18 protein-coding genes are annotated in these 25889 nt (G+C 71.5%); 7 read left to right on the forward strand and 11 right to left on the reverse strand.

Annotated elements, in window-relative coordinates; translation table 11 throughout:
* The first annotated feature begins 53 nt into the window (after positions 1-53).
* A complete protein-coding gene (locus tag RM479_RS17280) occupies positions 54-629 on the forward strand; it encodes a TetR/AcrR family transcriptional regulator (protein ID WP_311512747.1) in 576 nt (191 codons plus the stop codon).
* A 129-nt stretch (positions 630-758) separates the two neighbouring features.
* Here RM479_RS17280 and RM479_RS17285 read toward each other — a convergent pair whose 3' ends face one another.
* From RM479_RS17285 to RM479_RS17295, 3 genes are all read right to left on the reverse strand, one after another.
* Positions 759-2171, reverse strand: a complete 1413-nt coding sequence (locus RM479_RS17285; RefSeq protein WP_311512748.1) for an amidase — start codon at positions 2169-2171, stop codon at positions 759-761.
* A gap of 94 nt (positions 2172-2265) precedes the next feature.
* On the reverse strand, positions 2266-3606 hold the full coding sequence (locus tag RM479_RS17290; protein ID WP_311512749.1) for a phthiocerol/phthiodiolone dimycocerosyl transferase family protein: 1341 nt from the start codon (positions 3604-3606) through the stop codon (positions 2266-2268).
* Positions 3607-3658: 52 nt separating this feature from the next.
* The gene (locus RM479_RS17295; protein ID WP_311512750.1) at positions 3659-4903 is read right to left on the reverse strand and encodes a helix-turn-helix transcriptional regulator; all 1245 of its coding nucleotides are present in this window, start codon (positions 4901-4903) and stop codon (positions 3659-3661) included.
* Positions 4904-5482: 579 nt separating this feature from the next.
* Between RM479_RS17295 and RM479_RS17300 the strand changes: the two genes are divergently transcribed.
* Genes RM479_RS17300 through RM479_RS17310 form a run of 3 tightly spaced genes read left to right on the forward strand, consistent with a single transcriptional unit; the run spans position 5483 to position 14843 of the window.
* Entirely contained in the window at positions 5483-12682 is a 7200-nt protein-coding gene (locus RM479_RS17300) for a non-ribosomal peptide synthetase (protein WP_311512751.1), read from the forward strand.
* A 5-nt stretch (positions 12683-12687) separates the two neighbouring features.
* On the forward strand, positions 12688-13890 hold the full coding sequence (locus RM479_RS17305) for an FAD-dependent oxidoreductase (protein ID WP_311512752.1): 1203 nt from the start codon (positions 12688-12690) through the stop codon (positions 13888-13890).
* Positions 13887-14843, forward strand: a complete 957-nt coding sequence (locus RM479_RS17310) for an SDR family oxidoreductase (protein WP_311512753.1) — start codon at positions 13887-13889, stop codon at positions 14841-14843. The genes RM479_RS17305 and RM479_RS17310 overlap by 4 nt, the downstream gene beginning before the upstream one ends.
* A gap of 236 nt (positions 14844-15079) precedes the next feature.
* Here the strand turns inward: RM479_RS17310 and erm are convergent, their stop codons facing one another.
* Both erm and RM479_RS17320 read right to left on the reverse strand, forming a co-directional pair.
* The gene (gene erm / locus RM479_RS17315) at positions 15080-15859 is read right to left on the reverse strand and encodes an ErmE/ErmH/ErmO/ErmR family 23S rRNA (adenine(2058)-N(6))-methyltransferase (RefSeq protein ID WP_311512754.1); all 780 of its coding nucleotides are present in this window, start codon (positions 15857-15859) and stop codon (positions 15080-15082) included.
* 224 nt (positions 15860-16083) lie between these two features.
* Complete coding sequence (locus tag RM479_RS17320) at positions 16084-16269, reverse strand: hypothetical protein (protein WP_311512755.1); 186 nt, start codon at positions 16267-16269, stop codon at positions 16084-16086.
* Between RM479_RS17320 and RM479_RS17325 the strand changes: the two genes are divergently transcribed.
* Positions 16268-16969 (forward strand): class I SAM-dependent DNA methyltransferase, encoded by a 702-nt coding sequence (locus tag RM479_RS17325; RefSeq protein ID WP_311512756.1) that lies wholly within the window; start codon positions 16268-16270, stop codon positions 16967-16969. The two genes, RM479_RS17320 and RM479_RS17325, sit on opposite strands and share 2 nt — an antisense overlap.
* Positions 16970-17014: 45 nt before the next feature.
* On the opposite strand, the gene RM479_RS17330 is transcribed toward RM479_RS17325, so the two are convergent.
* Both RM479_RS17330 and RM479_RS17335 read right to left on the reverse strand, forming a co-directional pair.
* Complete coding sequence (locus RM479_RS17330) at positions 17015-17821, reverse strand: phosphotransferase enzyme family protein (protein WP_311512757.1); 807 nt, start codon at positions 17819-17821, stop codon at positions 17015-17017.
* Positions 17822-17865: 44 nt separating this feature from the next.
* Positions 17866-19116, reverse strand: coding sequence for an MFS transporter (locus RM479_RS17335; protein ID WP_311512758.1), 1251 nt, complete (start codon positions 19114-19116; stop codon positions 17866-17868).
* 73 nt (positions 19117-19189) lie between these two features.
* Between RM479_RS17335 and RM479_RS17340 the strand changes: the two genes are divergently transcribed.
* Positions 19190-19777, forward strand: a complete 588-nt coding sequence (locus RM479_RS17340) for an ArsR/SmtB family transcription factor (protein ID WP_311512759.1) — start codon at positions 19190-19192, stop codon at positions 19775-19777.
* Positions 19778-19851: 74 nt separating this feature from the next.
* Here RM479_RS17340 and RM479_RS17345 read toward each other — a convergent pair whose 3' ends face one another.
* The 3 genes from RM479_RS17345 to RM479_RS17355 form a co-directional block, all read right to left on the reverse strand.
* Positions 19852-20955, reverse strand: a complete 1104-nt coding sequence (locus RM479_RS17345) for a hypothetical protein (RefSeq protein WP_311512760.1) — start codon at positions 20953-20955, stop codon at positions 19852-19854.
* Positions 20956-20996: 41 nt separating this feature from the next.
* Entirely contained in the window at positions 20997-22130 is a 1134-nt protein-coding gene (locus tag RM479_RS17350; RefSeq protein ID WP_311512761.1) for an SPFH domain-containing protein, read from the reverse strand.
* Between the two features lie 154 nt (positions 22131-22284).
* Positions 22285-22839, reverse strand: coding sequence for a pyridoxamine 5'-phosphate oxidase family protein (locus tag RM479_RS17355; RefSeq protein ID WP_274809921.1), 555 nt, complete (start codon positions 22837-22839; stop codon positions 22285-22287).
* A gap of 323 nt (positions 22840-23162) precedes the next feature.
* Here RM479_RS17355 and RM479_RS17360 point away from each other — a divergent pair, with 323 nt between their 5' ends.
* On the forward strand, positions 23163-23816 hold the full coding sequence (locus tag RM479_RS17360) for a response regulator transcription factor (protein ID WP_311512762.1): 654 nt from the start codon (positions 23163-23165) through the stop codon (positions 23814-23816).
* Between the two features lie 46 nt (positions 23817-23862).
* Here RM479_RS17360 and RM479_RS17365 read toward each other — a convergent pair whose 3' ends face one another.
* On the reverse strand, positions 23863-25644 hold the full coding sequence (locus RM479_RS17365) for a GAF domain-containing sensor histidine kinase (RefSeq protein ID WP_311512763.1): 1782 nt from the start codon (positions 25642-25644) through the stop codon (positions 23863-23865).
* Positions 25645-25889: the final 245 nt, after the last annotated feature.

Raw genomic sequence — 25889 nt, forward strand, 5'->3', positions numbered from 1 at the left:
ATCCTCCCCCCGGTCCCGGGCGGGGAGAGGGCGGACGACAGCGGGGGGTGGTCATGACGGGAGGTGTCGTGAACCGGGGGGACGGTCGGTGCTCCCGGGGGATCAGGCGCAGAGCCGCCCTCCTCTCGGCCGCTCTGCGGGTGGCCGAGCGTTCGGGAATCGCCGCGGTCGGACTGCGTTCCGTCGCCCGTGAGGGTGGCACCACCCCCTCCCTGGTCGGCTACCACTTCCCCGACCGAGCCGTGCTCCTGGAATCCCTGTCGTACTACACGGCGGCCCGGTTCGAGGCCAGGGCCAGTGAGGTGGCGGCCGGGTCGGCGGACCGACTGGAGGTGCTGGCGGCGGTGATCGCGGACACCTCGGGGCCGAGCAGGAGCCGCGCTCTGGTGGAGTACGAGCTGGCCCTGCTCGCGGCCCGGGGGACCGATCCGCCGGAAACGGACCTCGGCTGGCCTCGACTGCTGGCCCGCGCGGTGCGGCGAACGACGGAGGATCCGCTGGTCGCGTCGCGTGTCACCGACGAGATCGAAGGGCTTCGGTTCCGCGCGGCGACCGGGCCGGACCGGCTCCGGGCACACGAGGTCCTGGAACGGATCGAGCAGATCCTGGCGCCGCGCCGGGCCTCCTGACACGGGGGTGTGACCCGCCACCGGACGGCGGCGGGGCCCACCCCCGGGAGCCGGCCGAGCCGCGGACGCCTCGGCCGGGTGGGTGGCGCCGCGTGTCCCCCCTGTCCTCGGGGGCGCGCGGCGCGCCTCTCACCGCAGGGCCGGCAGGTCCGGATCCGGTGTCCGACCCAACGGCCGCAGTTCCTCGATCCGTGCGGCCAGGCCCAGCAGAACGTCCTCCGCGCCGGGGCGGCCCACGAGCTGGAGGCCGACCGGGATGCCGTCCCCGTCGAAACCGCAGGGAACGGTGACGGCGGGCTGGCCGGTCATGTTGAAGGGGTAGCCGAACGCGAAGACGTCCGCGTAGAAGGACCACCGCTCGTGGAAGGACTCTCCTGCGGGGGCCTCGCCGATCCGGAGCGGCCCGCGGGTCGACGTGGGGGTGACCAGCACGTCGTACTCCTCCCAGAACCCCAGGACGCGGGCTGCGAGGGCCCGGCAGGCGTTGACGGCGGCGACGTAGTCCGACGCCGGCATCCGCTCGCCCTGGCGCGCGATCTCCAGGGACGGGGCCTCCACGGCGTCCAGCCCCGCGGGACCGATGAACTGCACCAGCGCTCCCACACTGCCCGCCATGATGGCCAGCAGCGGCTCCAGCATCCCGGTGAGATCGGGGGAGTCTTCCACGAGGGAGTGCGGCAGGTCGTCGAAGACGTCCAGGGCCGCCCGGACGGCGGCGTCGACCCCGGCGTCGACCCGCCCGTGCGGGGGCGTCGACGTCCAGGCCACGCGCAGCGGCTCCGAGGGGCGGTCGCACGCCTCCAGGAAGTGGCCCGGTGGCGTCGCCGGCAGACCGTAGGGGTCCCCGGTCATCGGACCGGACACGACGTCGAGCAGGCGCGCGGTGTCGCGCACGGTGCGCCCCATCGGACTGCTGATCGCCAGGCCGGCCCAGTGCTCGTACATGCCGGGGCCCCAGGGGACGCGTCCGCGGGTGGGCTTGAGGCCGACGATCCCGCAGGCGGCGGCGGGGACGCGTCCGGACCCGGCGCCGTCCCCGGTCAACGCCACGGGCGCCAGTCCCGCGGCGACGGCGGCGGCGGCCCCGCCGCTGGAGCCCGCCGGGCCGAACTCCGGATTCCAGGGGTTGCGGGTGGCGCCGTGGAGCGCGTTGTCGGTGGTCGCGCGCAACCCGAACTCGGGCATCACCGTGCTGCCGAGGATGACGGCCCCCGCTCGTTTCAGCCGAGCGGCGACCTCGCTGTCGAAGTCGGGGGTGTGGGAAGCGAAGGCGCGCGAGCCGTTGGCCATCGTCAGGCCCGCGACCTCGTGGACGTCCTTGACGAGAACGGGGACACCCGCGAGGGGCCCCCTCCGGAGTGCGGGCTCGGCGTCCACCCGTCGCGCGTCGTCCAGCGCCGCGTCCTCGCGCAGACTCGCGATCGCGTTGATGCGGTGCTCCAGGGCGCGCACTCGCGCCAGGTGGTCGCGAACCACCCGTTCGGCCCCGACTTCGAGGGCCCTCGTGCGAATCTGGTCGACCGTTCCGTACTCGTTCGTCATGTCCCACTTCTTTCTCGGTAGGCGGTGGACCCGGCTCCGCGCGTGGAGCCGGGGCGGTCGAAGGCCCTTCCGCTGTGACGGGGGAGGCCGTGTCTCATCGGAGTGCCGCGACCGAGAGGTCCAGCGACGAGGCCGCCAGACGGGTGGCGCGATCGCGGGAGACCAGTCCGTCGACGTAGGTGAGATTCCAGCTGAGGCGTCCGTGGGCCGTCGTGGCGGCGGCGACCAGCACACCCGTCACGGAGATGCCCGCGGCGAAGTCGGCGCCGGTGACGCGCAGGGAGCCGATCCGCTCCGGCAGCCGTACGGCTCCGACATTGGTGAGGCAGAGGTTGATGGGGCCCTCACGGTCCATGTACTCGATGAGTCCGATGCTCCGCACGACGTCGCGGCCGACCCGTGCGGCGAGGTCGTTGATCATGGAGAAGTGCTCGCCGTGGTCCCGCCGCCGCGCGAGGTCGGCGTTGACGGCCCGAGCCGTCTCCCACAGGTCGGCCCCGCCTGCGACGATCGTCGGGAGGGTCGCGACGAACGTCCCCGCCTCGTCCGGACCGACGGGCGGATCGAGCTCCGCGCGGAAGTCGACCGGCGAGCCGATCGCGAATCGCGTACCCGGGGGAGCGCCCGCGTCCCGGTGCACGGCTTCCACCAGCCCGGCGGCGAGGACACCGTGCACGGTGACGCCGCGGGAGCGACAGGCCGTGATGAGGGCGCGGGTGGTCGCGGCGTCCAGCCGCCGGTGTACCAGGCGCGTTCTGCGTTTCTCGAAGGGGACCTCGCCCTGTCGGGGGACCCGCACCGGTGCCAGTCGGGAGGCGTCCTCGGCATCGCGTCGGCGTTTCTCGGCGGCGACCGCCTCACCTCGGCCCGCACGGTACTCGCGGGGGAAAAGGTCCTCGGTGGACGGGGGGAGGGATCCGTCCTCGGACGCCCCTGACCCTCCGCGCGGCTCGGGGATCCCTGCCGCCGCGGCGTACTCGGCCCACTGACGAACGAGTGAGATCGCCGTGGTCCCGTCGGCGATGGCGTGGTGGAGGACGAGGACGAGTTCGTGGACGCCCCGGCCGTCGCCGTCGACGGCGCTGACCACCTCCGCTCGGACGAGCGGCCCGTTACGCGGGTCCACGCCTTCCGCCAGGTGGCGGCGGTCGGCGTCCTCGGCCCACCGGTCGCTCGACGCGAGCCGCTCCCGTGACTCCTCACGGTGGACCAGGGGGATCGGGCGGCCGGATCGGACGAACGCGGGCCCGTTCTCGGGGGTCTCGTCGACGGCGACCCGCAGTGCCGGATGGCTTCGCTGGAGGAGGTCGAGGGCGGCCCGCGCGGTGAGCCGGTCGAGCCGTCCCTCGACGGTCATCCTGCCGACGACGTTGAGTGGTGACAGACCGTCGGCGATCCAATACCAGCGTTCCAGGGGGCTCAGCGGGCGGTGCATGTTTCCTCCAGGGGCGATCGAGCGAATCGGGTGCCGCGCGTCGGAAGCGTCGTCAACGGTGGCCATCGTGCATGTGGCCGAGCGCGGTGTCCTTGAGAGCCGTGCGCACCAACCGGACGCGCGAATTAACGCCGTATTTTTTGAACAGTTTCTTGAGGTGGTAGTTGACCGTGTGCTGAGATATCTTCAGCCGGTGCGCGATCTGCTGATTCGTGAAACCCTCCGACGCCAATAGAACCAGGCGCTTTTCCTGCGCGGTGAGGGAGAGGCCGGTTTCGGGGGAGGCGCACAGATGAGGAGAGGGGGTCGCTCGGGAAGCAAGTCGGATGAACGACGGGAACCGCCGAGGTATGTTCGACCAGAAGATCTCGTGCATGATCGGGCTCTGAAAACGGAAAGTGCTCCCTCTCCGGAGTATCCCGAGTTCAACGGCGACCCGGCTCATCTCCTCGATCTGATGACCGGGGAGGTCCATCGCCCTTCGAACCGGTTCGAGGTATTCGAACTCGTGGCCCATGGAAGCGCACGCGGCCAGGAACTCGTCGACCGGGATCCGTACCGAACGGAGAACACCGTCGACCCATGCGTGAACCCGAGCCGGAAGGCGGTCGACGCAGATATCGGCCCTTCCCCCCCGGTACACGAGTGACCGTTCCTCCCGTAGGCCGAGCAGGAGTTCGCCGACCAGGGCCGGGTGGCCCCCGGCCCGCTCCAGACACGCGGTCAGAGTCTCGCCCGGCGTAGCCCCGAGGATGTCCTCGGCCAGTTGTAGGACGGACGCCCGGGTGAGCGAACCCAGGCGGACCGGGTGGACCCGCTCCTGGGGATGGGCGCGCGTCACCGCCGGTCCCTCCGGGTAGGCCCGCAGCCACACGCGCCCGGAGGCCGAGCAGATCCCCACGTCGGGCGATGCGCGGTGAGCCCGGCCGAGGTCGCCGACGCGCGTCCACGGTCCGTCACCCCGGCAGGCCGGGCACAGTCCCACCAGGGCGGGCAAGCGATGCGCGCGGCCGGGACAACGCACCGGTCCCTGGGTGTGAAGGCCCAGTCCGCGCGCCGCCCGCAGACACTCGACCGCGAACGCGCCACGCCCTATCCCCGTCGGTCCCTCGATACGGATCCGAACGGCGAGGCCGGAGGCGCGCGCGTCCCGAAGGACGCGCAGGACATCATCGAACTCCTCTTCGCGGCCTCTGATCTCGGAATGCCCTCCCACTTCTACGAGTGGGGGATCCTGGTGTTTCTCCTCCGCAGGAAGAGTCGTTCCAAATTTTTCAAGTTCGACGGAAATCAGCATCTTCAGTCTCCTATTCAGATGCGACCGGATCGTCGTCTGGTCGGCCTGGTTCTCCAACGCATGCGACTGGTCCGAGCGGGAGGCACCTCTGGTCGGTCGCTGAACAGCGTCTTCAGTGCTCAAATCATGAAACCTGTACGAACGTCCCACTTCTTTCATTGTGCATTACAAGGCGGGATCGATTCATGTGATATGAATCACAAATGGCACTCGGTACCCTTTTTGATATGCGCAATCGAATGAATCCACTGGTCAGGCAATGGTTTTATCGTGTTTGCGCTGGTCAGTGCGAATCATGAATTATAGCTTTGTATCCTCAGGTTCTTCGGTCTTTGTGTCCGTTGACCCGCGCGATCGCCTCTGCTTTCCATCCGCCTACTCGATTGCGCAGTGGCAGGGGTGGGAGGGCTGCACCTAGCGTCGATTCCAGGTCTTGCCGGCGCCGAATCAGAAGGGCGCTCCCATGGAGGCCTGTGGATCCAAGTCAGCAAAACCAAAAAACAGGTGGGATGCTCGGTGAATCGCTTCCGAACGCAGCATGACTTTCTTGAACGACCGTCCGACAAGGCTCGCCCCACGGTGTACCAGGAGGACATCTGGGCTTCCGAGGAACGTGCTCCCGGAGGTCCCCAGTTCAACGTGGTCCTGCACGAGCGGCTGGCCGGCGTCAGGCACCCCGCCCTGCTGAGAGCGTCCACGGAGCACGTGCTGCACGGATGCGACGCGTTCCGTATGCGCTTCCACGACGAGGACGGAACACCGTTCGTCCGGGTGGCGGCACCGGGGGACTCGCGCGTCACGGTCGGGACCGTCGACCTCTCCACCGAGGACGACCCCGCCGAGGCGGTACGCGCCTGGCAGGAGCAGGACCTGTACCGGCCCCTGGACCCGCGCGGCGGACCCCTGGTCCACGCGGCCCTGCTGATCGAGAACGCGGCCGTCGTCCACCTGCACGTCAAGGCGCACCACATCGTCGCCGACGCCTGGGCGCTCAACCGGCTCTCCGCACGGATCCTGGCCGACTACCGGCGGCGCCTCGACGGCGGGGCCGACCCGGAGCCCGCACCGCCCAGGTTCGCCGACGAGATGGCCCGGGCCCGGGACTACCCGCGGTCACCGTCGTACGAGAGCGACCGCGCGTTCCACCGGGACAACCTGGCGGGCTTCACACCCGCGCTGTTCCCTCGCGGTGGCGCGGGCCGGACCCGGCGCGGACGGCACACCTTCGTCATCGACGGCAAGACCGTGCAGCGGATCCTGGAGACCGGCTGCTCACCGTTCGCCTACCTGGCCACCGCCGTGGGGATCTGGCTCGGCCGGGTGCTGCGCACCTCCGACGTGGCGTTGGGCGTCCCCTTCCTCAACCGGCGCACCGACGCCGAACGCGAGGTCGTCGGCCATTTCGCCAACAACCTGCCGCTCCGGCTGGAACTGGACGAGGACCGCCCGCTCCTGGAGTCGGCGGAGGTCGTCCGCCGGCGCCTCCGGAAGATGCGCGACCACGAGCGCCTCCCGCTCGGCGACATCGTGAAGGAGATGCCGGCGACCGTCGACGGCGCGCGCCGACCCTTCGACGTGACCCTCTCCTACCTGCGCTACCCGCATCCGACGCCCGGAGACGGGGTCGAGCGGACCACCACGATCATGGCCCCGGTCCACGAGGACAACGCCCTGTCGATCATGGTCCACGCCTTCGAAGACGAGGACGACCTGCGCATCGACCTCGACTACGCGCGCGACGTCTTCGACGGCGAGCTCACCGCCGAGGCATTCGCCGGGCACATCACCGAACTCGTCACCAAGGGCCTGGACCTGGCCGAGCTGCCCGTCTCGGCGCTGTCCATGCTGACCGTGGACGAGTACGAGGACCTGGTACGCCACCGCCAGGGTGAACACGCCCACTACCCGCGCGAGAAGACCCTCCACGGCCTCTTCCAGGAACAGGCGGCGCGCACCCCCGACCGCCCGGCCGTCCACGACATCGCCACCGGGACCTCGCTCACCTTCGCCGGGTTGGACCGGCGGTCCAACCAGGTCGCCCGGCGGTTGCGCGAACAGGGCGTGGGCCCCGGGACACGGGTGGCGATCATGGCCGAGCGCGGCCCCGACCTGCTGCCCGGACTTCTCGGCGTCCTCAAGGCCGGCGGCGCCTACGTGCCCGTCGACCCGGGCTATCCCCGGGCCCGGATCGGCCTGCTCCTGGAGGACTGCGCCCCCACGGTCGTCCTGCTCGGTGAGGGGACCGACCCCGACCGTGTCCCCGAGGGGAACCCGGCGCACCGCGTCGTCGACCTCTACCACGGCTCCGACCAGCCACTGGAGCCCACCGCGGAGTCCACCGACATCGCCTACGTCATCTACACCTCCGGATCCACCGGACGCCCCAAGGGCGTGATGGTCGAGCACCACTCGGTGATCAACCGACTCGCCTGGATGCAGCGCCATTACCCCATCGGAGGCGGCGACACCCTGCTCCAGAAGACGCCCACCGGTTTCGACGTGTCGGTGTGGGAGCTGTTCTGGTGGGGGATCCAGGGCGCGGAACTGGCCCTGCTGCCCCCGGGCGAGGAGAAGGACCCGCGGCGGATCCTCGACGCCGTGGCCGACCGCGACGTGACCGCCCTCCACTTCGTCCCCTCGATGCTCGGCCCGTTCCTGGACCTGCTGGAGGAGGACCCCGAGGCCGCGGCGAGGGCGGAGGGGCTGCGCTGGGTCTTCTGTAGCGGCGAGGCACTGCCGGCCGAGCGCGTCAACCGGTTCAACGACGTGTTCGCCCGGGCCCAGCGACGGGGGACCGGCCCCTTCCTGGTCAACCTGTACGGCCCCACCGAGGCCGCGGTCGACGTCACCCGCTACGACTGCCCCCCGGCCGACGCCGGGCCGCTGGACCGGGTGCCCATCGGCGTCCCCGTCCAGAACACCAGCCTGTACGTGCTCGGGCCGCACGGCGGCCCTCAGCCCGTCGGCGTCCCCGGAGAGCTGTGCATCGGCGGAGTACAGGTGGCCCGCGGTTACCTCGACCGCCCGGAGCTCACCCGGGAGAAGTTCGTCAAGGACCCCTACTCCCCGGGCGGCCGGCTCTACCGCACCGGCGACCTGGCCCGGCTGCTGTCCGACGGGAACATCGAGTATCTCGGCCGTATCGACGACCAGGTGAAGATCCGCGGCAACCGCGTCGAACTCGGGGAGGTCCAGAACGCCCTCGTCGGCCTGGACGAGGTGCGCGACGCCGTCGTCATCGACCACACCCCGCCGGGCCGGGGGACCTCCCTGGTCGCCTACTACGTGGCCGCAGCCGAACTCGCCCCGGCGCAGACGTCCGCCCGGCTGGGCCACTCCCTGCCGGATTACATGATCCCGGCCCACTACGTGCGGATCGACCGGATCCCCCTCACCCCCAACGGCAAGGCCGACCGGCGGGCGCTGCCCCGGCCGACCGTCGCTCCCTCAGGGGGAGGCGCGCTCGGCACACCCACCGAGTCCGCGCTCGCCGCGGTGTTCGGCGAGGTCCTCGGCGTGCGGAGCGTGGGAGCGGAGGACGACTACTACGCCTTGGGCGGCGACTCCATCACCATGCTCCGGATACGCGCCCTCGCCGAGCGGGCCGGAATCGGATTCGACCTCTCCGACCTGGTGCGCAACCCCACCGTCCGGGGCTTGGCCGAGGTGATCGACCGGCGCGGCGGCGCCCGTTCCCGCGACAGCGCGGAGCAGGAGCCCTTCGCGCTCGTCTCCCACCTCGACCGCGCCCGGTTGGAGGGGCGCGCGGACGCCTTCCCGACCACCCGGCTCCAGCTCGGCCTGTTGTTCCACAGCAGGGAGAGCCGGGAATCAGCGGTGTACAAGGACGTCTTCCGGTACAGCGTCGAGATGCCCTGGGACGAGCGGCACTTCCGGGCGGCCTTCGACCGCCTGGTCGCACGTCACCCCGCGCTGCGTTCGTCCTTCGACCTCACCGCCCACTCCGAGCCGCTCCAGATCGTCGACCGGGACGCGCCCTCCGAGGGGTTGGAGGTCACCGACCTGCGGGGCGTCCCCGCGCGGGACGCCGAGGAGCGCGTCGTCGGGCACATGCGCGAGCGCCGTCTGCACGACTACGTGTTCGACAGGGCGCCCCTGTACCTCTTCCACGCCTTCGTCCGGGACGACACGGTCGAGCTGGTGTTCTCCTTCCACCACGCGCTCCTGGACGGCGGCAGTGTCGCCAACCTGGTGAGTGAACTGCTCCGGGACCACCTGCACGCCTGCGGGCTGGCCATCGAGCCGGTCGACGGCACGGCCCTGCCGAGCCCGGCGCTGCACGCGGCGGACGAGCGGGCCGCCATCGCCTCCGAGGAAAGCCGTGCCTTCTGGCGGGAACGGCTCACCGGGGCGACCCCACCGGCCCTGGAGGGGTTCCGCACCCACGAGCCCCCCGGGGACGAGTCGCCGATCGTACGGGAGGTGCCCCTCCCCGAAGACCTCACCGACGCGATCGGCGCGCTGGCCGGGGCACACCGGGTTCCGGTCAAATCCGTCCTCTTCGCCGCGCACGCGCTCACCCTGTCGGTGATGGCGGGCCAGGACGACCTGTGCACCGGGCTGGTCTCCCACGGGCGGCCCGACGTCGAGGACGGGGAGCGTGTCTGCGGGCTCTTCCTCAACACGCTGCCCCTGCGTTTCGCCTTCGGGAACGGGACCTGGCTGGACGCGGTCCTCCACGCGGCGGAGGTCGAGCGGGAGGCGTACCCCCACCGCCGGGTGCCGCTGGAGGTGATCCAGCGTGATCTCGGCGGGACCACGCTGGTGGACACGGCCTTCAACTACATCCACTTCCGGCAGTTGGGTGCGGTACTCGGGCTCCCCGGAGTGCGGGACCACGGCTTCACCGCGTGGGAGGAGACCAACTTCGCTCTGCTGGTCAACGCCATGACCGACCCCGTGGAGGGTCGGACCAGGCTGCGTATGGACTTCTCCGGCCGTACCTTCACGGCGGACCAGGCCGACCTGTTCGCCGCCACCTACACCGCGATCCTGCGCCGGATCGCCGACGCGCCGCTGGAGGACACCGACCCGTCCTTCCTCGCGCCGGAACCTCCGGCGGCGCCTTCGCGGTCCCTGGAACCCGTGAGCGTGGTGCGCGCCTTCGAGGAGAGGACCCAAGCCGCGCCCCGGGCCGCCGCCGTGGTGTTCGACGGCGGATCCTGGACCTACTCGGAGCTGGCCGACGTCTCCGAGCGCGTCGCCCGCACCCTGCTCTCGGTGGGTGTGAGCCCCGGAGACCGGGTCGGCATCGCCATGGAGCGCTCCCCCGAGGCCGTCGCCGTCTTGCTCGGGGTCGCGCGGGCGGGCTGCTCGGCGGTGCCACTGGACATCTCCTACCCGGCCGAAAGGCTCCGGGTGATGGTCGAGCAGAGCGCCCCCGAGCGCGTGATCGTCGGGGAGGCCCACGAGCACCTGCTCGAAGACGGCAGCGTGGTGCTCCCCGCCGAGTCGCTCTTCGACGGGACCGCGGCCCTCCTGCGGCACGCCCCCGCCCCGCTGCCGGACGTGTTCCCGCAGGACGAGGCCTACCTGCTGTTCACCTCCGGCTCCACCGGTGCCCCCAAGGGCGTGTCCATGCCGCACCGTTCCCTGGCCAACCTCGTCGCCTGGCAGAACGGCGTGCCCAGCGGAGCGGTCGGCGGACGCACGTTGCAGTACGCCCCGCTCAGCTTCGACGTCTCCTTCCAGGAGTTGTACTCCACCCTGTGCGGCGGTGGCACCCTGGTGGTGATCGCCGAGGAACTGCGGCGGGACATCCCCCGCCTGCTCGCCAGGATCGACGAAGCGGGCGTCGAGCGCGTCCACATGCCCTACGTCGCCCTCCAACGGTTCGCGGAGGCCGCCACGGTCCTGGGCACCGTCCCCCGGTCGCTCAAGGTGATCGTCACCTCCGGAGAGCAGCTGAGGGTCACCGAAGAGATCCGCGGTCTGTGCCGTGCCCTCGGCGACGACGTGATCCTGGAGAACCAGTACGGGCCGACGGAGAGCCACGTCGTCACGGCTCACGCACTGACCGGCGACCCCGGCCGGTTTCCGGCCCTGCCCCCCATCGGCCGCCCCATCGACGGCGCCCGGGTACTGGTCCTCGACCCCGAGGGGCGACCGTCCCCCCTCGGGGGCAAGGGCGAGATCCATCTCGGCGGGGTCTGCCTCGCCTCCGGGTACGCGGGTCGGCCGGATCTGACCGAGGAGCGGTTCGTCGCCGACCCGACCCGGGAGGGCGAGCGCCTTTACCGCACCGGCGACGTCGGCATGGTGATGCCCGGCGGCGAGGTCGTGTGCCTGGGCCGCTCCGACCGCCAGGTGAAGGTGCGCGGATACCGCGTGGAGCCGGCGGAGGTCGAGATCGCCATGGCCGAGGAGGCGGCCTCGCTCGCCAACGAGATCGCCGAGGTCGCCGTCGTGGCCCGCAGCCGCGAGGCCGGCGAGACGTTCCTCGCCGCCTACCTGGTCTCCGGGGGCGAGGGACCCGACATCGATGATCTCCGGAGTCGACTCCGCTCGCGGCTGCCCGATCACATGGTCCCCGCCCACTTCGAGCTGATCCCGGAGATGCCGACGACGCCCAGCGGCAAACGCGACGACGCGGCGCTCGTCCGCCGCCCGCTCGCGGCGCCCGCCCGCGGTCCCGTCACCCCGCCGCGCACCGATGAGGAGCGCGTCCTCACCGCGATGATGGCCGAACTGCTCGGCCGTTCGGACATCGGCGTCCACGAGAACCTGTTCGACGCGGGCGCCAGCTCCATCACGGCGATGCGCCTGGCCGTCCTCATCGAACAGCGCTTCGGCGCGCCGATGCCGCTGTCCCGGCTCATCGCGGCGCCCACCATCGCCGCGTTGGCACGGGAGCTGCCCTCGTCCCGAGGGGGAGAACAGCGGGGCGGGGACGACTTCGACCCCCTGGTGCCGATCCGCACCGAGGGGAACGCCGCACCGCTGTTCTACGTGCATCCGATGGGGGGCAACGTGCTGTGCTACGTGCGGTTCGCCAAGCACCTGCCCGAGGACCGGCCGCTCTACGCGTTCCAGGCCTTCGGCGCCGACGCGGGAACGGAACCCGTGCGGGGCATGGAGGAGATCGCCCGCCGCTACATCGCGGCCATGCGCCGGGTGCAGCCCGAGGGGCCCTACCACATCGGAGGCTGGTCCTTCGGTGGATTCGTGGCCTTCGAGATGGCCCGCCAGCTCCGCGCGGCGGGTCAGGAGGTCGGTTCGCTCGTCGTACTGGACACCACCGCGCTGGGAGACGACCGGGACGGCCGGGTCGACGACGACGCCCTCATCGCGTGGTTCTTCTGGGAGCTGCTCTGGCTGGAACGCGGGGGCGAATCCCCCGAGGCGGTCATCCCCGACTCGGCCCGGACCCTCGACGAGAAGTTCGAGTACATCACCCGCCTGGCCGTGGAAGAGGGCGTACTGCCCCCGGGCGGCACGGACATCATCGTGCGCCGCCTGTTCCGCCTGTACGAGGCGAACTGGCGCTCGGCGTTCGACTACCGGCCCGAGGTCGTCGACCAGGACATGGTGCTCGTGCGGGCCCGACAGCCCCTTCCCGAGGTGCTGCTGTCGATGCACACGGCGATCGGCAGCATGCACGCCGACGTCGCCAACGGGTGGCGCGAGCGCGTCTCGGGCCGCCTCTCGGTGGTCGAGGTCGACGGGGACCACCTCACGATCATGGAGGAGCCGTACGTGGCGGATGTCGTGACCGCGGTGCTGGACGCCGCAGGGCGGATCAACGGGGAGACGGAGTGAGAGACGTGTCGGACACGAGGAGCGCCATCGTCATCGGTGCCGGCATCGGGGGCCTCACCGCCGCCATCGCCCTGCGCCGGGTCGGCGTGGACGTGCGGATGTACGAGCGGGCCTCCCGGATCAGGGCGCAGGGCTTCGGGCTCTCGGTGATGAGCAACGCCATCGCCGCGCTGGACTCGCTCGGCATCGACCTGCGGCTGGACAAGCGTGGTAGGACCCTCGACCGCTATCTCGTCAAATCGCGCACGGGACGCCTCATCAGGGAGTTCCCCTTCCCGGAGATCGTCGAACGGCTGGGAGTGCCGTGCGTGTGCATCGGCCGCCCCGACCTGTTCGCCGCCCTCCAGGAGGAGGCCGCCGGCATCCCCCTCACCCTGGGGAGGGCCGCGGAGGGCTTCACGGTGGACGGTGACCGCGTCCGCGTCCACTTCGCCGACGGCGAGGAGACGGCGGACCTGCTGATCGGCGCGGACGGCTTCAACTCGGCGATCCGCCGACAACTCGTCGGTCCCGGCGAACCGGCCCACGACAGCGGCTACATCGTCTGGCTCGGCATCACCGAGTACTCCCACCCCCGATTCGCCCCCGGTTCGGTGATCCACTTCTGGGGTGACGGCATGCGGTTCGGGTTGGTCGACATCGGCCATGGGCGGCTGTACTGGTGGGGCACGAAGAACATGCCCGCGGAGCGGTCCGCCGCCTGGAACGGCGGCAAGGCCGAGGTCCTCGATGCCTACGCCGCGTGGCCGGACGAGGTTCGCACCGCCATCCGAGTGACGCCCGAGGAGGATCTCCTGGCGGTCACCTCCCGCGACCGCCCCTTCCTGGAGGAGTGGGGGGCCGGTCCGGTCACCCTGCTCGGCGACGCGGCCCACCCCATGCTCACCAGCCTGGGTCAGGGATCGGCGATGGCCATCGAGGACGCGGTCGTCCTCGCCCACCATCTGCGGGCGGGGCGGGACGTCCCGACCGCGCTGCGCGCCTACGAGGACGCCCGCCGGGAGCGTACCCGCGGCATCGTGGAGGCCACGCGCGCCATCAGCGACTTCGAGCAGTCCGAGGGACCCGTCCGGCGCCGGCTGCGCGACGCCTACTTCCGGTACATGTCGCACCCGGGGCTGGTCGGCCGACTCGAACCCGCCCTCACCTTCCCGGGCGCCGGGATCGAGGGCGGTACCCACGCCGTTCACGGAGAGGAGCACCGTTGAGCAGGAACGCATGGTGGAACGCGAAGGGCCGGGCCGCCGACACGTCGGGGGGACCGGTGCTGGTCACAGGGGCCTCGTCGGGACTCGGCCGGGAATGCGCCCTGGACCTGGAACGACGGGGGTTCGAGGTCCTCGCGGGAGTGCGCCGGGTCGAGGACGGGGAGAAACTGCTCGCCCGATCCTCCCGCGGGAGGCTGGAGTACGCGATCATCGACGTGACGGACGAGGAATCCGTCGAGGCCTCCGCCGAGTTCGTCCGCTCCCGCCACCCGGGACTGCGCGGTCTCGTCAACAACGCGGGGATCGCGGTGTCCGCGCCCCTGGAGACCGTGGACAGCGCGACCCTGCGGAGGCAGCTGGAGACCAACGTCGTGGGTCAGCTCGCCATGGTCCGCGCCCACCTGCCGCACCTGCGGCGGTCGCGCGGACGCATCGTCAACATCACCTCCGGCCTTGGCCGGGTGGCGATCCCCTATCTCGGGGCCTACGCGGCGGCCCAGTTCGCCAAGGAGGCCCTGAGCGACGCGCTGCGGCGGGAGCTGGCCACCAGCGGCGTCGGGGTGTCGGTCGTGCAGCCCGGCGCGATCATGACCCCCATCTGGGGCAAGATCTCCGCCCTCGCCGACGACGCTCTGAGTTCGGCCCCGCCGGCGGTCGCGGCGGTGTACCGGGCCTCGTTCACCGCCTTTCTCAAGGCCAACGCGGGAGCCGCGGCGGAGAGCACCACCACCCCACAGCAGTTCGCCGACGCGGTGGCCCGCGCCTTGACCGATTCCGTCCCCCGGACCCGCTATCGCGTGGGCCCTGACGCCCGGACCGCCGACCTGCTGTCCCGGATCCTCCCCGACCGACTGCTCGACAGGCGCTTCGCCGCGGTGCCCCCCACCCGAGAGGAATGGGAGAAGGCCGGGCCCGTCCCGCGTCCCGACGATCGCACGCCCTGGCCGTACTGACCACGGGGGGTGGTGACACCCGACTTCGGCGACATCCGTGAGGAGGCCCTCGGTGCGGATCGCGACGTCCACCCGGGCCCGAAGGCCCTCGACGACCCACGCCCCCCGCGCCGACGCCGACCCCACGCCCCCGTCCGTCGCGGGTTCGGGGGCGCGGGCCGGAACCGGCGCCGGGAGGGCTGCCTTCGGGGGAGGTCCCGCCCGGCGCGACCCCGGCGAGGTCTCCCCCGGAACGGTCAGGAACGGAGGTGTCCGAACACGGTGATCCACCGGTCGGGGGAGACGTGTCCGACGAGGGCGCCCGGGGGCACTCCGGCGGCGTCCAGCGCCCGGTCCACCCGGCGGGCCGGATGGGCGCGGCACAACGAGGCCCGCAGCGAGCCGCCGACCCCGGAGAAACCGAGCTCCACCAGTCGCCGGTAAGCGTCGGTGAGCGCCGGGTCGATCAGCGGGGACGGTCGGCGGCGCAACAGCAGGACCCCGGCGTCGACGCCCGGCACCGGGTGGAACCGGTGACGGGGGATCCGGCCCGCCAGGTCCCATGACCACCGGGGCCACGTCAGGACGGTCAGCCGACTCCACCGCCCGTGACCGCCGGTGCGCTTGGCCGCGTACTCCCACTGGGTGATGAGGGTCGCGCCGGTCAGCGCGGGCGCCGACAGGCACCAGCGCACGATGTCCGCGGTGCGCGAGTAGGGGATGTTGCCGACCACGGAGAAGGGCTCGCGCGGTGGGCGGGCCCGGGTGAAGTCCGCGCACACCACCCGGACGCCGGGGTACCGGCGGGTGATCCGGGCGGCCCAACGGGCGTCGAGTTCGTAGGCGATCAGCCGGCCGGCGGCCGGGGCCAGGAAGCGGGTGAGGGCGCCGTCGCCCGGTCCCACCTCCAGGACCAGGTCATCGGGTGCCACCTCGGCCAGGCGCACCACGCGCCGGGCCGTGGCGGGATCGGTGAGGAAGTTCTGGGACAGGCGTCGTCGTGCGCCGTCGGCGCGGTGACGTGCGGTTCGTGCCACGAAAGGTCCTTGTCGGCCACCGGGGCGGTGGCGGAGGGGACGGGTGGCACGACGGATGAACGGCACGAGGGCACGCGCAAGGAGGCCGGGCGACCCGTCCCGCGGATGTGGGGACGCGATCGAGCCCGGACCGGGGCACCGTCAAGGAAGGAGCGGACCTCCTGGCACCGCCGACGTCGTGCCGGGGAGGGCACGGGAACGGCGGTGCGCTCGGAGGGGTCCGGTCACCGGCCCGGGCCGGAGCGGCGGGGCCGGAATTCGAGGACGTGGGCGCGCGCGGACCGGGCCGGGGCACGGTCGGTCACGCCGAAGAAACCGAACATGGCCTCACCGTAGAGGGGCGCCCTCCCGGCGGGCAACGCATTTAATGACTCGCGTCGGCCGGTCGGGGCCGCGATACTCGGGGCCATGCTGGACTTCTCCGCCTATGACACCCGCGGTTACCGCACGGTCGACGTGACCACCGGCTATGACGGCTGGTCGGCCACCTACGAGGAATCGGTCCTGGACGCCATGGACCTGGCGCTGCTGGAGCGCCTGCCCCACCCCGACTGGACGGGGACGCGCCGCGTCGCCGACCTGGGGTGCGGGACCGGTCGCACCGCCGCGTGGCTGCGCGCCCGAGGCGTGACGGGCGACATCGACGGCGTGGACCTGAGCCCGGGCATGCTGGCCCGCGCGAGGGAACGCGGCGCCCACACCACGCTGGCCGAGGGTGACGTGCGGACCAGCGGGCTGGAGGGGGGCGGCTACGACCTGGTGGTCTCCTCGCTCATCGACGAGCACCTGCCCGACCTGGCCCCGTTCTACGCGGAGGCGCGCCGCCTGGTCCGCCCCGGCGGGACGTTCCTGCTGGCGTCCTATCACCCGCAGTTCGCGATGGTGACCGGGATGCCCACCCACTACACCGAGGGTTCGGGTGAGTCGGTGGCCATCACCACCCACGTCCACCTCGTCAGCCACCAGGTGCGGGCCGCCCTGGACGCCGGTTGGGCGCTGGCGGACATGGTGGAGGGCGTGGTCGACGACACCTGGGTGGCGGCCAAGCCCACGTGGGAGAGGTACCGGGGCCACCCCGTCTCGGCCGCCTACGCCTGGCGCGCCGTCTAAGGGTGTTCCTCGGCCCTCCGTCGCGCTTCGATTCGTGCGAGGGCGTCAAACGACGGGTTCGTCCAGGAGCGCGGTCAGCCACAGGTCGCGGTGGCGGGCGACGTACTCCGCCGCCGGGCCCCAGTGGTCGGCGTGTCCCCGCGCGTACAGGTCGGCCCAGGGGGCGCGGCCGGTACGGCCGCCCTCCACCAACAGGTCGTACATGCCGCGCACCCGGTGGTGGATCGCGTCGGGCAGCTCGTCGCGCTGGGCGCGGTCGCAGCCGTAGCCGTCGGCCAGGGCGCGCAGCCGGACGGCGTCGGCGTGCGGGTCGCCGTCCGGGTGCAGGGGGACGAATCCGTGCGCGGCGTAGCCCAGGTCGCCCATGCGGGAGCCCGGACCGGCCCCGTCCCAGTCGATGAACACCCACCGGTCGCCGTCGCGCACCAGGTTCCACGGCGCCAGGTCGTTGTGGCAGAGCACCTCCGCGCGGGTGTCCGGGAGGGCCACGTCCCACACCGCCTGCTGAGGATGGCGGGGCCGGTAGGCGGTGGTCAGATCGTGCAGGTCGCGGATCAGTCGGCCGAGTCGGCGCAGTTCGGCGGTGTCCAGGGGCGCGTCCCGGTCCGCGAGGGTGCCGGGGACGTACTCCAGGAGCTGGTCACCGGTGAGGGACCGCCCGTGGGACCGGGGCGCGGCCTCGTAGCCGTGCCGGTTCAGGTGGCGCAGCAGGTGGGTGACCGAGGGGGCCGCCCGGTGCCACTGTTTGCGCACGGTGTCGCCCACGCGTACGACGGGGCCGGAGGTGTTGCCGCCGTACAGGACCTCGGTCTCCTCGGTCGCGTGGTGCGGAGGAGGTGTGGTGGGTGTCATGGGCCTCATCGTCGGGGGCGTGGCGAGCGGGTGTCCAGGGGTTTTCACCCGGCGGCGGTGGCGTTGTCGGCCTCGGCACGGTCCATGGCGGCTCCGTCGATGCGCAGCAGCCACACCAGGATCACGGAGGTCAGCGCGGCCATGGAGGCGAACAGCCAGGTCGGTGAGGTGAACTCGGTGATCAGGCCGCCGGCCGCGGCGCCCAGGGGCATGGTGCCCCAGGCCAGCAGGCGGTAGCCGCTGTTGACCCGGCCGAGCACGTGGTCGGGGGTGACGCGCTGACGCAGGGACACCGTGATCACGTTCCACACGGCCATGCCGAACCCGCCCACGAGGAACCCGGCGCCGATCAGGTAGGGGTCCGCCGTGAGGGCGGGCACCCCGACCAGTCCCACGAAGGTGATCACGGAGGCGCGCAACGCCCATGACCGGCCCAGCAGGCGCACGACGTGCGCGGCGGTCAGGGAGCCCAGGATGACGCCCAGCGCGGTGGCGGTCAGCAGCACGCCGTAGGCGGGCTCGCTCAGCCCCATGGGGGAGTCGGGTCCGACGGCGTACAGCACGAACACGGCGAAGACCGCGTTGGTGGCGAAGTTGCTGATCCCGACCATGACGGCGAAGGACCGCAGCAGACGGTGGCGCCACAGGAAGCGCAGACCCTCGGCGATGTCGGCGCGCATCGTGGTGCTCCGTTCCCGTTCCACCCGGAAGCCGCCCCGGACCAGGAGGAGCGCGCCCACGGCGACCAGCCACAGCGCGGCCGGGACGACCAGGGTCAGCGCCAGGCCAGCCGTCACCAGGAGGCCCCCCAGGGGCGGACCGACGAACTGGTTCATGGCCATCTCGGTGGCGTGCAGGCGCCCGTTGGCGCGGTCGAGCCGGGCGCGGGGGACCACCTGGGGCAGGATCGACTGGGCCGAGGTGTCGTAGAGGGTCTCGGCGGTGCCCACGCACAGGGCGACGGCGTACAGCACCCAGAGGCCGCCCAGGCCGGTGGCCAGGGCCAGGGCCAGGGCACCGGCCAGCAGGCCGCGGACGATGTTCGCGGCGAGCATCACCCGGCGCCGGTCCAACCGGTCGGCCAGGGCCCCGGCGGGCAGGGAGAACAACAGCCAGGGCAGGGACAGGGCCAGCGCGAGCCCGGCGATGAGCAGCGGGGAGTCGGTGAAGCGGAGCGCGGTCAGGGGGAGGGCGATCTTCAGGACGCCGTCGGCGAGGTTGGACAGGGAGGAGGAGGTCCACAGGCTCCAGAAGGAGCGTCCCAGACCTGTGGAGCGGGGGGTGGTCGCGGTCATGGCCCGATCCTGCCAGGGTGATCGAGAAAACTCAATCGATTCTATGAATCTCGACCATTGTTATCATGCGGCCATGGCAGAACCAGAGCGGGCCGTACGGCCACCCACCGTCGCGCGCGAACGCCGCCCCGCCACCCCCGAGGAGGCGAAGGCCATGGGGCACCCGTTGCGGATCCGCATCCTGCGCCTGTGCCTGGAGGAGGACCTCACCAACAAGGAGCTCGCCGACCGTCTCGACGTCACCCCCGGCACCGTCCTCTACCACGTGCGCCGCCTCGTCGACGTGGGCTTCCTCGTCCCCGGCACCCCCCGCACCGGTCCGAGCGGCGCCCTGGAGAAGCCCTACCGTGCCACCGGCGTGACCTGGTGGCTGGACGGCGACCCGGACGCCCCCGTCTCCCACGCCCCCGTCCAGGCCTTCCGCCGGGAACTCGACGAGGCCGGTCTCGCATCGGTGCGCACCTTCTCCCGGTTCGTCCTGCACCTGTCCGACGAGGACATCTCCGAACTCGACCGGCGCATCGTCGCCGTCCTCGACGAGTTCGTCGCCACCGACGACCGGCGCCGGGAGAACCCCGTGTACAGCGGCATGTTCCTGCTGCACAGACCCGCCCGGACCGATGACGGCCCGGGTCGCCGGGACCGACCCGACCGCGCCTGAGACCGGGCCCGCCGGACATGGAACGGGGCGCCGACGCCCGTCGCGCCGACGCCCCCGAACACGGGCGGTACCGACTACCCGCCGTACTGCACGTACAGGATGACCGCCAGGACGATGAGGAGCACCGCCGCGAGCACCGCCGCGGTGATCTTGGCCGCCGAGTACGGGCGTTCGCCCTGCACCTCGCCGGTGCAGCCGTTCACCACGATCTGCCAGGTCTTGCCGCCGTGCAGGTAGGCGCCCGCCCACACCGGCATCAGCAGCAGCTTGCCGGTGACGGCGGAGTAGGCGGTCGACACCGACGACACCCGCTGTTCGTCGCCGCCGATGTCGTGCTTGCAGTCCTGCTCGATGGTGCGCGCCATGACCTGCTTGGCCCGGTCCAGGCCCTGCTCGGGCTCCACGTCGTACCGCAGTGCCTCGTGCCCGGCCAGGTACTCGTGCGCGTAGGGCCGCGCCTGCTGCAACGGCCAGGGCTTCAACGCGTCCACCTTCTCCGGCGCCACCTGGGTGGTGCCGTTGACGAGGACGTCGTCGAAGAACCGCGACACCCGCCCCCGGGCCGGGTACCAGCGGGTCTTGCGGACCTGGCGGGTCTTGGTGACCGTCTTGCCGTCCTCCTGGGTGGTGTAGGTCTCGGTCACCCAGTAGTACTCGCCGCGCTGGCCCCTGTAGTCCGACACCGTCTGCGCGTCGAACGTCCAGTGCGGCAGGTAGGTGCTCTTGAATCGCTCGGCCTCGTTGACCCTCTTCAGGCTGTTGGGCGCGAACCAGCGGCTCTTGGTCCAGGTGGACAGGGCGTCCCGGGCCGCGCCCCGGTCCACGGTGAAGGGCAGCACCGCCTCGGGCGGCACCTGGACGTCCGCGGAGTCGTCGGTGACCAGCGGCGCCGTGCAGAACTGACAGACCTGCGAGAGGTGATCCCCCTGCACGTGCGCCCCGCACCCCTGGCAGACGAACCGGTGCCGCGCCAGTCCCTCGGCCGGCCTGCGGGCGAACAGGGTCTGCACGGCGTGCTCGCGCACCTCGCGGGCGGCCTCGGGGATCTTCTCCTGACTGCCGCAGTACGGACAGCGCATCTGACGGGCGCCGGCGGAGTACTCCAGACGGGCTCCGCAGGCCCCGCAGGGGAATTCACGGGGCGCTGTCGGCGACGGCGAGGCGGTGGTGTCGGACATGTCGGCGGCCTTCTGTGGTCGGGGGAGAGGGGACGCGCGGGTCAGGCCGGCGGCATGGGCGGCGGGGTGGCCGCGAACAGCCCGGACAGCTCGGGCACCTGACCGGCGGGCGTCCACTGCGCCATGCCGGTCTTCCACACCAGGGTGTCGCGGGTCATCCGACCGCCGCCGATCTGCTGGGACAGCGCGTTGGCGTCGAAGGGGCCGGACTGCCGTCCGTCCGCTCCCACGAACCACTCGGCCTGGGGCAGCGGCGGCGGTGCCGCGGCGGGCTGCGCCTGCGGTTGCTGCTGCGGAGGGGCCTGCTGCGGCTGCGGGTTCGCGTTCTGGGCCATCTGCTGGGCGGCGGCGAACCCCATGCCCATGCCCATCGCCTCGCCCATGCCGCTACCGGGCGTCGTGGCGGCGTCGCCGATCGCGGTGGCGGTCTGGAACTTCGTGTACTGGTCCATGTCGCCCAGCAGGCCCATCTGGGACCGCTTGTCCAGGGCCTTCTCGACCTCGGGCGGCAGGGTGATGCTCTCGACGTTGAAGTCGGGGATCTCCAGACCCACCGACGCCATGTCCTGGCTGAGCGCCTTGGACATGCGCTGCCCCAGGTCGTGCTGGTGGATCGCCAGTTCCAGCACCGGGACGTCGCGGGCGGCGGTGGCCAGGGCGCTGCCCAACCGGCTGACGATCATCTGCCGCAGGTAGCCCTCCGCCTCCTCGGTGCGGAACTGCGGGTCGGTGCCCACCAGCTCGGCGATGAACCGCGGCGGGTCGACCACCCGCACCGAGTAACCGCCGTACGCGCGCAACCGCACCGGGCCGAACTCGGGGTCGCGGACCATGACGGGGTTCTGGGTGCCCCACTTGAAGTCGCTGAACCGGCGGGTGTTGACGAAGTACACCTCGGCCTTGAACGGGGAGTCGAACCCGTGCTTCCAGCCCTTGAGGGTGCTGAGGATCGGGACGTTGCGGGTCTCCAGTGTGTACATGCCCGGGGCGAACACGTCCGCCACCCGGCCCTCGTTGACGAACACCGCGATCTGGGACTCGCGCACGGTGAGCCGCGCGCCCATCTTGATCTCGTTGTCGTGTCGCGGGAAGCGCCAGACGATGGTGTCCCGACTGTCGTCGGTCCACTCGATGATGTCGATGAATTCGCCACGAATGGCGTCGAACAGGCCCACGTGTGCCCTCCCTGAGACTTCCCTTGTCACCGAGTTCAGACGCCTCGGCGCGCCGAGAGGTTCCCAGCTTAGAGCTATGTCCCCGCGCCCTACGGATCTCCTACGGAACGCGACGGGGCGGACACCCGCGGGTGCCCGCCCCGTCGTACGGGCCTCAAGAACGGTGGATCTGTCGTCCGGTCACCCGTCCCGGGACGATCTTCAGGATCTGATCGCGCGGCCCCTCGGCCCAGGGGACGGGCAGCCGCCCCTGGGGGATGCGGGAGAGTTCCCCCGTGTCGCGCACCCACCGGCAGCGGCCGGTGAACAGCACGCTCCAGCCCTCACGGCGTTCGTCGTCGAAGTGGTCGACCTGGAAGGAGGCGTAGCCGCGGGCGTAGCGCATCACGGTGCCGGCCAGCGTGGAACGCAGCAGGATCGTGTCGTTGACCAGTGCGTAGTTGACCGGGAGCACGGTCGGCGCGGCATCGCCCTCGATGGTGAAGGCGATCCGACCGATGTCGCGGGTGGCCACCAGGTTGAAGCAGGTCTGGCGCTCCAGGATGGTGAAACCGGCGTGGTCGTCACCGTCGGCCAGGTCGGCGCCCACGAGCATCTCCGACTCCTCGCCGAGGCGTCGGGTGCCGGCCATGTCGTCGCCGGCCGTACGCTGGCCGGGTGGCGTCGCCGCCGTGTCGCTCGCGGCGCCGGTACCGCTTTCTCGAACCATTGCGAACCCCCCGAGATGGTGCCCCCGGTTTTCGTCGGTTCCGCCATTATCGCTGTTCATGGGCTCGGGGGCCGGGCCCGACGGTCCCTCGGCGCATGGCGGAGGTCCCTTTTCCCCGCCTACCCCCCGGGCCCTAGGCCTCAAACAAAAAGAGGCGTTGTGCCCCTCTGCCGACAAAGCTCACTGTTTAGGCTGGGTGTACGGAATCCGTGTCCGAGGCACACCGTCGTCCGACACGACGCGCACCCGTGGCACGGTGCCCCACAATGGGGGCACGGCGACCCGGGACCGGGGCCGTCGGCGAACGAGGAGGTGCGCACCTGATGGACGGCGACGACACGATCCGGGTGTTCCTGGTGGACGACCACGAGATCGTCCGCCGGGGCGTCGGCTCCCTGCTGGACGACGAGGACGGCATCCAGGTGGTGGGCGAGGCGGGCACGGCGGCCCAGGCCCTGGCCCGGGTACCGGCGTCCACCCCCGACGTGGTGGTGCTCGACGTGCGCCTGCCCGACGGGGACGGCGTCACCGTCTGCCGGGAGATCCGCTCGATGCTCCCCGACACGCGCATCCTCATGCTCACGTCCTACTCCGACGACGAGGCCCTGTACGGGGCCGTCATGGCCGGGGCCTCCGGCTACATCCTCAAGCAGATCCACGGCACCGACCTCGTCGGCGCGGTGCGCACGGTCGCCGAGGGGCGTTCCCTGCTCGACCCGGAATCGACCACGCGCATGCTCGAACGGCTGCGCGAGGAGGCGGGCCGCAAGGATCCGCTGAGCGAACTCACCGACCAGGAACGCCGGGTGCTGGAACTCATCGGCGAGGGTCTCACCAACCGGGAGATCGGCGCCCGCATGTACCTGGCGGAGAAGACCGTCAAGAACTACGTGTCGCGGGTCCTGGCCAAACTCGGTATGGCCCGCCGCACCCAGGCCGCCGCCTACGCGGTGCGCCTGTCCATGGACCAACACTGACGGCGGGGGCCGCGGGACGGGCGGCCCCCGCCCCCGGGGGTCCGGCTCATCCCGCCGTACGGGCGGGCACCGACCAGCGCACCACGGTGCCGGACCCGGGGGTCGAGTCGATCTCCGTCGAGCCGCCCAGTTCCTCGGCGCGCGAGGCGATGTTGCGCAGCCCGCTGCGGTGCGTCCCCTCGGGGAGACCGATGCCGTCGTCGGCGACCCGCAGCACGACCAGGCCGTCGGCCACCGTCACCTCCACGTCCACCGACGTGGCGTGGGCGTGCCGGGTGACGTTGGACAACAGTTCGCGCAACACCGCCACCAGGTGCTCACCGGTGGTCTCGTCCACGGTGGTGTCCACCGGCCCCTGGGTGAGCAGCCGGGGCGCGAAACCCAGCGGCTCGGTCGCGGTGTTGACCAGGTCCAACACCCGGGAACGCAGCCAGGAGGAATCCTCCCCCGAACTCTGCAACGCGAAGATCGTCGACCGGATCTGCCGGATGGTGTCGTCCAGGTCGGTCACCGCGTTCTCCACGCGATGGGCGGAGGCGCCGTCGTCGATCCGCCGCACCGTGCCCATCAGGGTGATCGCGGTGGCGTACAGGCGCTGGATGACGGTGTCGTGCAGATCGCGGGCGATCCGGTCGCGGTCCTCCAGAACGCTCAGGCGTTCGGAGTCCAACCGGGCCTCGGCCAACTCCAGGGCGACCGCCGCCTGGTCGGCGAAGGACCCCAGCATCCCCATCCACCCGCTCTGGAACTCCTCCTGCCCGGCGGCGCGCGCCAACAGCAGCACGCCCCGTGCCCCCTCCGGGGGCCCGAACGGCAGCACCAGGATCGGGCCCAGCCCCAGCTTGGCCAGGAACTCGATGTCGGGGTCGCAGTGCTCGGAGATGTCGGTGCGCACCGCCCTGCCGCCGAGGTAGACACGGCCCAGCAGCGTGTCCGGGGCACAGGTGAGGGTGGCCCCGCGCACCCCGGCGGCGAGGGAGGCGTTCCGGCGTCCGAGCGCCGCTCCGGCGGGTGAGTCGTCCTCCTCCTCGGGGGCGTCCCAGACCCGGACGGTGAGGGTGCCGGCCTCTTCGCCGGGCATCGCGATGACCGCGATATCGGCGTGCGCCATCAGCCGGGCGCGCCGGGCGACCAGCCGCAGTACCTCCTCGGGCGGGGCGCCCGAGAGCAACCGGGTGGTGATCTGCCCGGAGGCGTCCAGCCAGGTCTCCCTGCTCTGGGTCTGGGCGAACAACTGGGCGTTCTCGATGGCGGTGCCCGCCGCGGTCGCCAGGGCGCGCAGCAGCAGTTCGTCGTCCCCGGTGAACTGACCGCCGTCGCGCTTGTCGGTCATGTAGAGGTTGCCGAACACCCGGTCGCGAATGCGGATGGGCACGCCCAGGAAGGTGCGCATCGCCGGGTGCCCCTTGGGGAAGCCCGCGGACTCGGGGTGGGAGGAGACGTCGGCCAGGCGCAGCGGTTCGGGCTCCTTGATGAGCAGGCCCAGGAGGCCCTCGCCCCGGGGCCAGTGATCGATGCGGGAGATCTCGTCGGGACGCAGGCCCACCGGTATGAACCGGCTCATCTCCCCGTCGGGGCCGATGACGCCGAGCGCCCCGTAGCGGGCGTTGACCAGGCTGGTCGCGGTCTCGGTGATGCGCAGCAGCAACGGGTCGAGCTCCAGGCCCTCGCCGATGGAGACGACCGCCTCCAGCAGGGTGCGGATGCGCTCCTGGATGGTGGAGATCTCGGTGAGCCGGGATCGGACCTCGTCGAGGAGGTCGTCCAGGCGCACCTCGGGAAGGGACAGCCGGTCCTGATCGATGGCGGGGTGGTCACCGTCACTCATGGGCGCTCTTCTCACCGTTTCTCCGAGGGTTCGGGATCGAGTCTAGATGGACCCTTCCACCGTCCGTATCCGCCTTGCCGAACTTTCCATGACCCAGGCGCGTCCCGCCTGGACCACACGGGTTTCGGCTTTTTCGGGGTGACAATGATCAAGCATTGAATTTTTTTGATCGAAGACCGGGACTTTCTCCCCTTGTTCCCTCGCCTCCTCCCAAGGAAGTGATGTCCTACGGTTTTCCGGTTCGC

Source organism: Nocardiopsis lambiniae, from assembly GCF_031845465.1.
GTDB classification, from domain to species: domain Bacteria; phylum Actinomycetota; class Actinomycetes; order Streptosporangiales; family Streptosporangiaceae; genus Nocardiopsis; species Nocardiopsis lambiniae.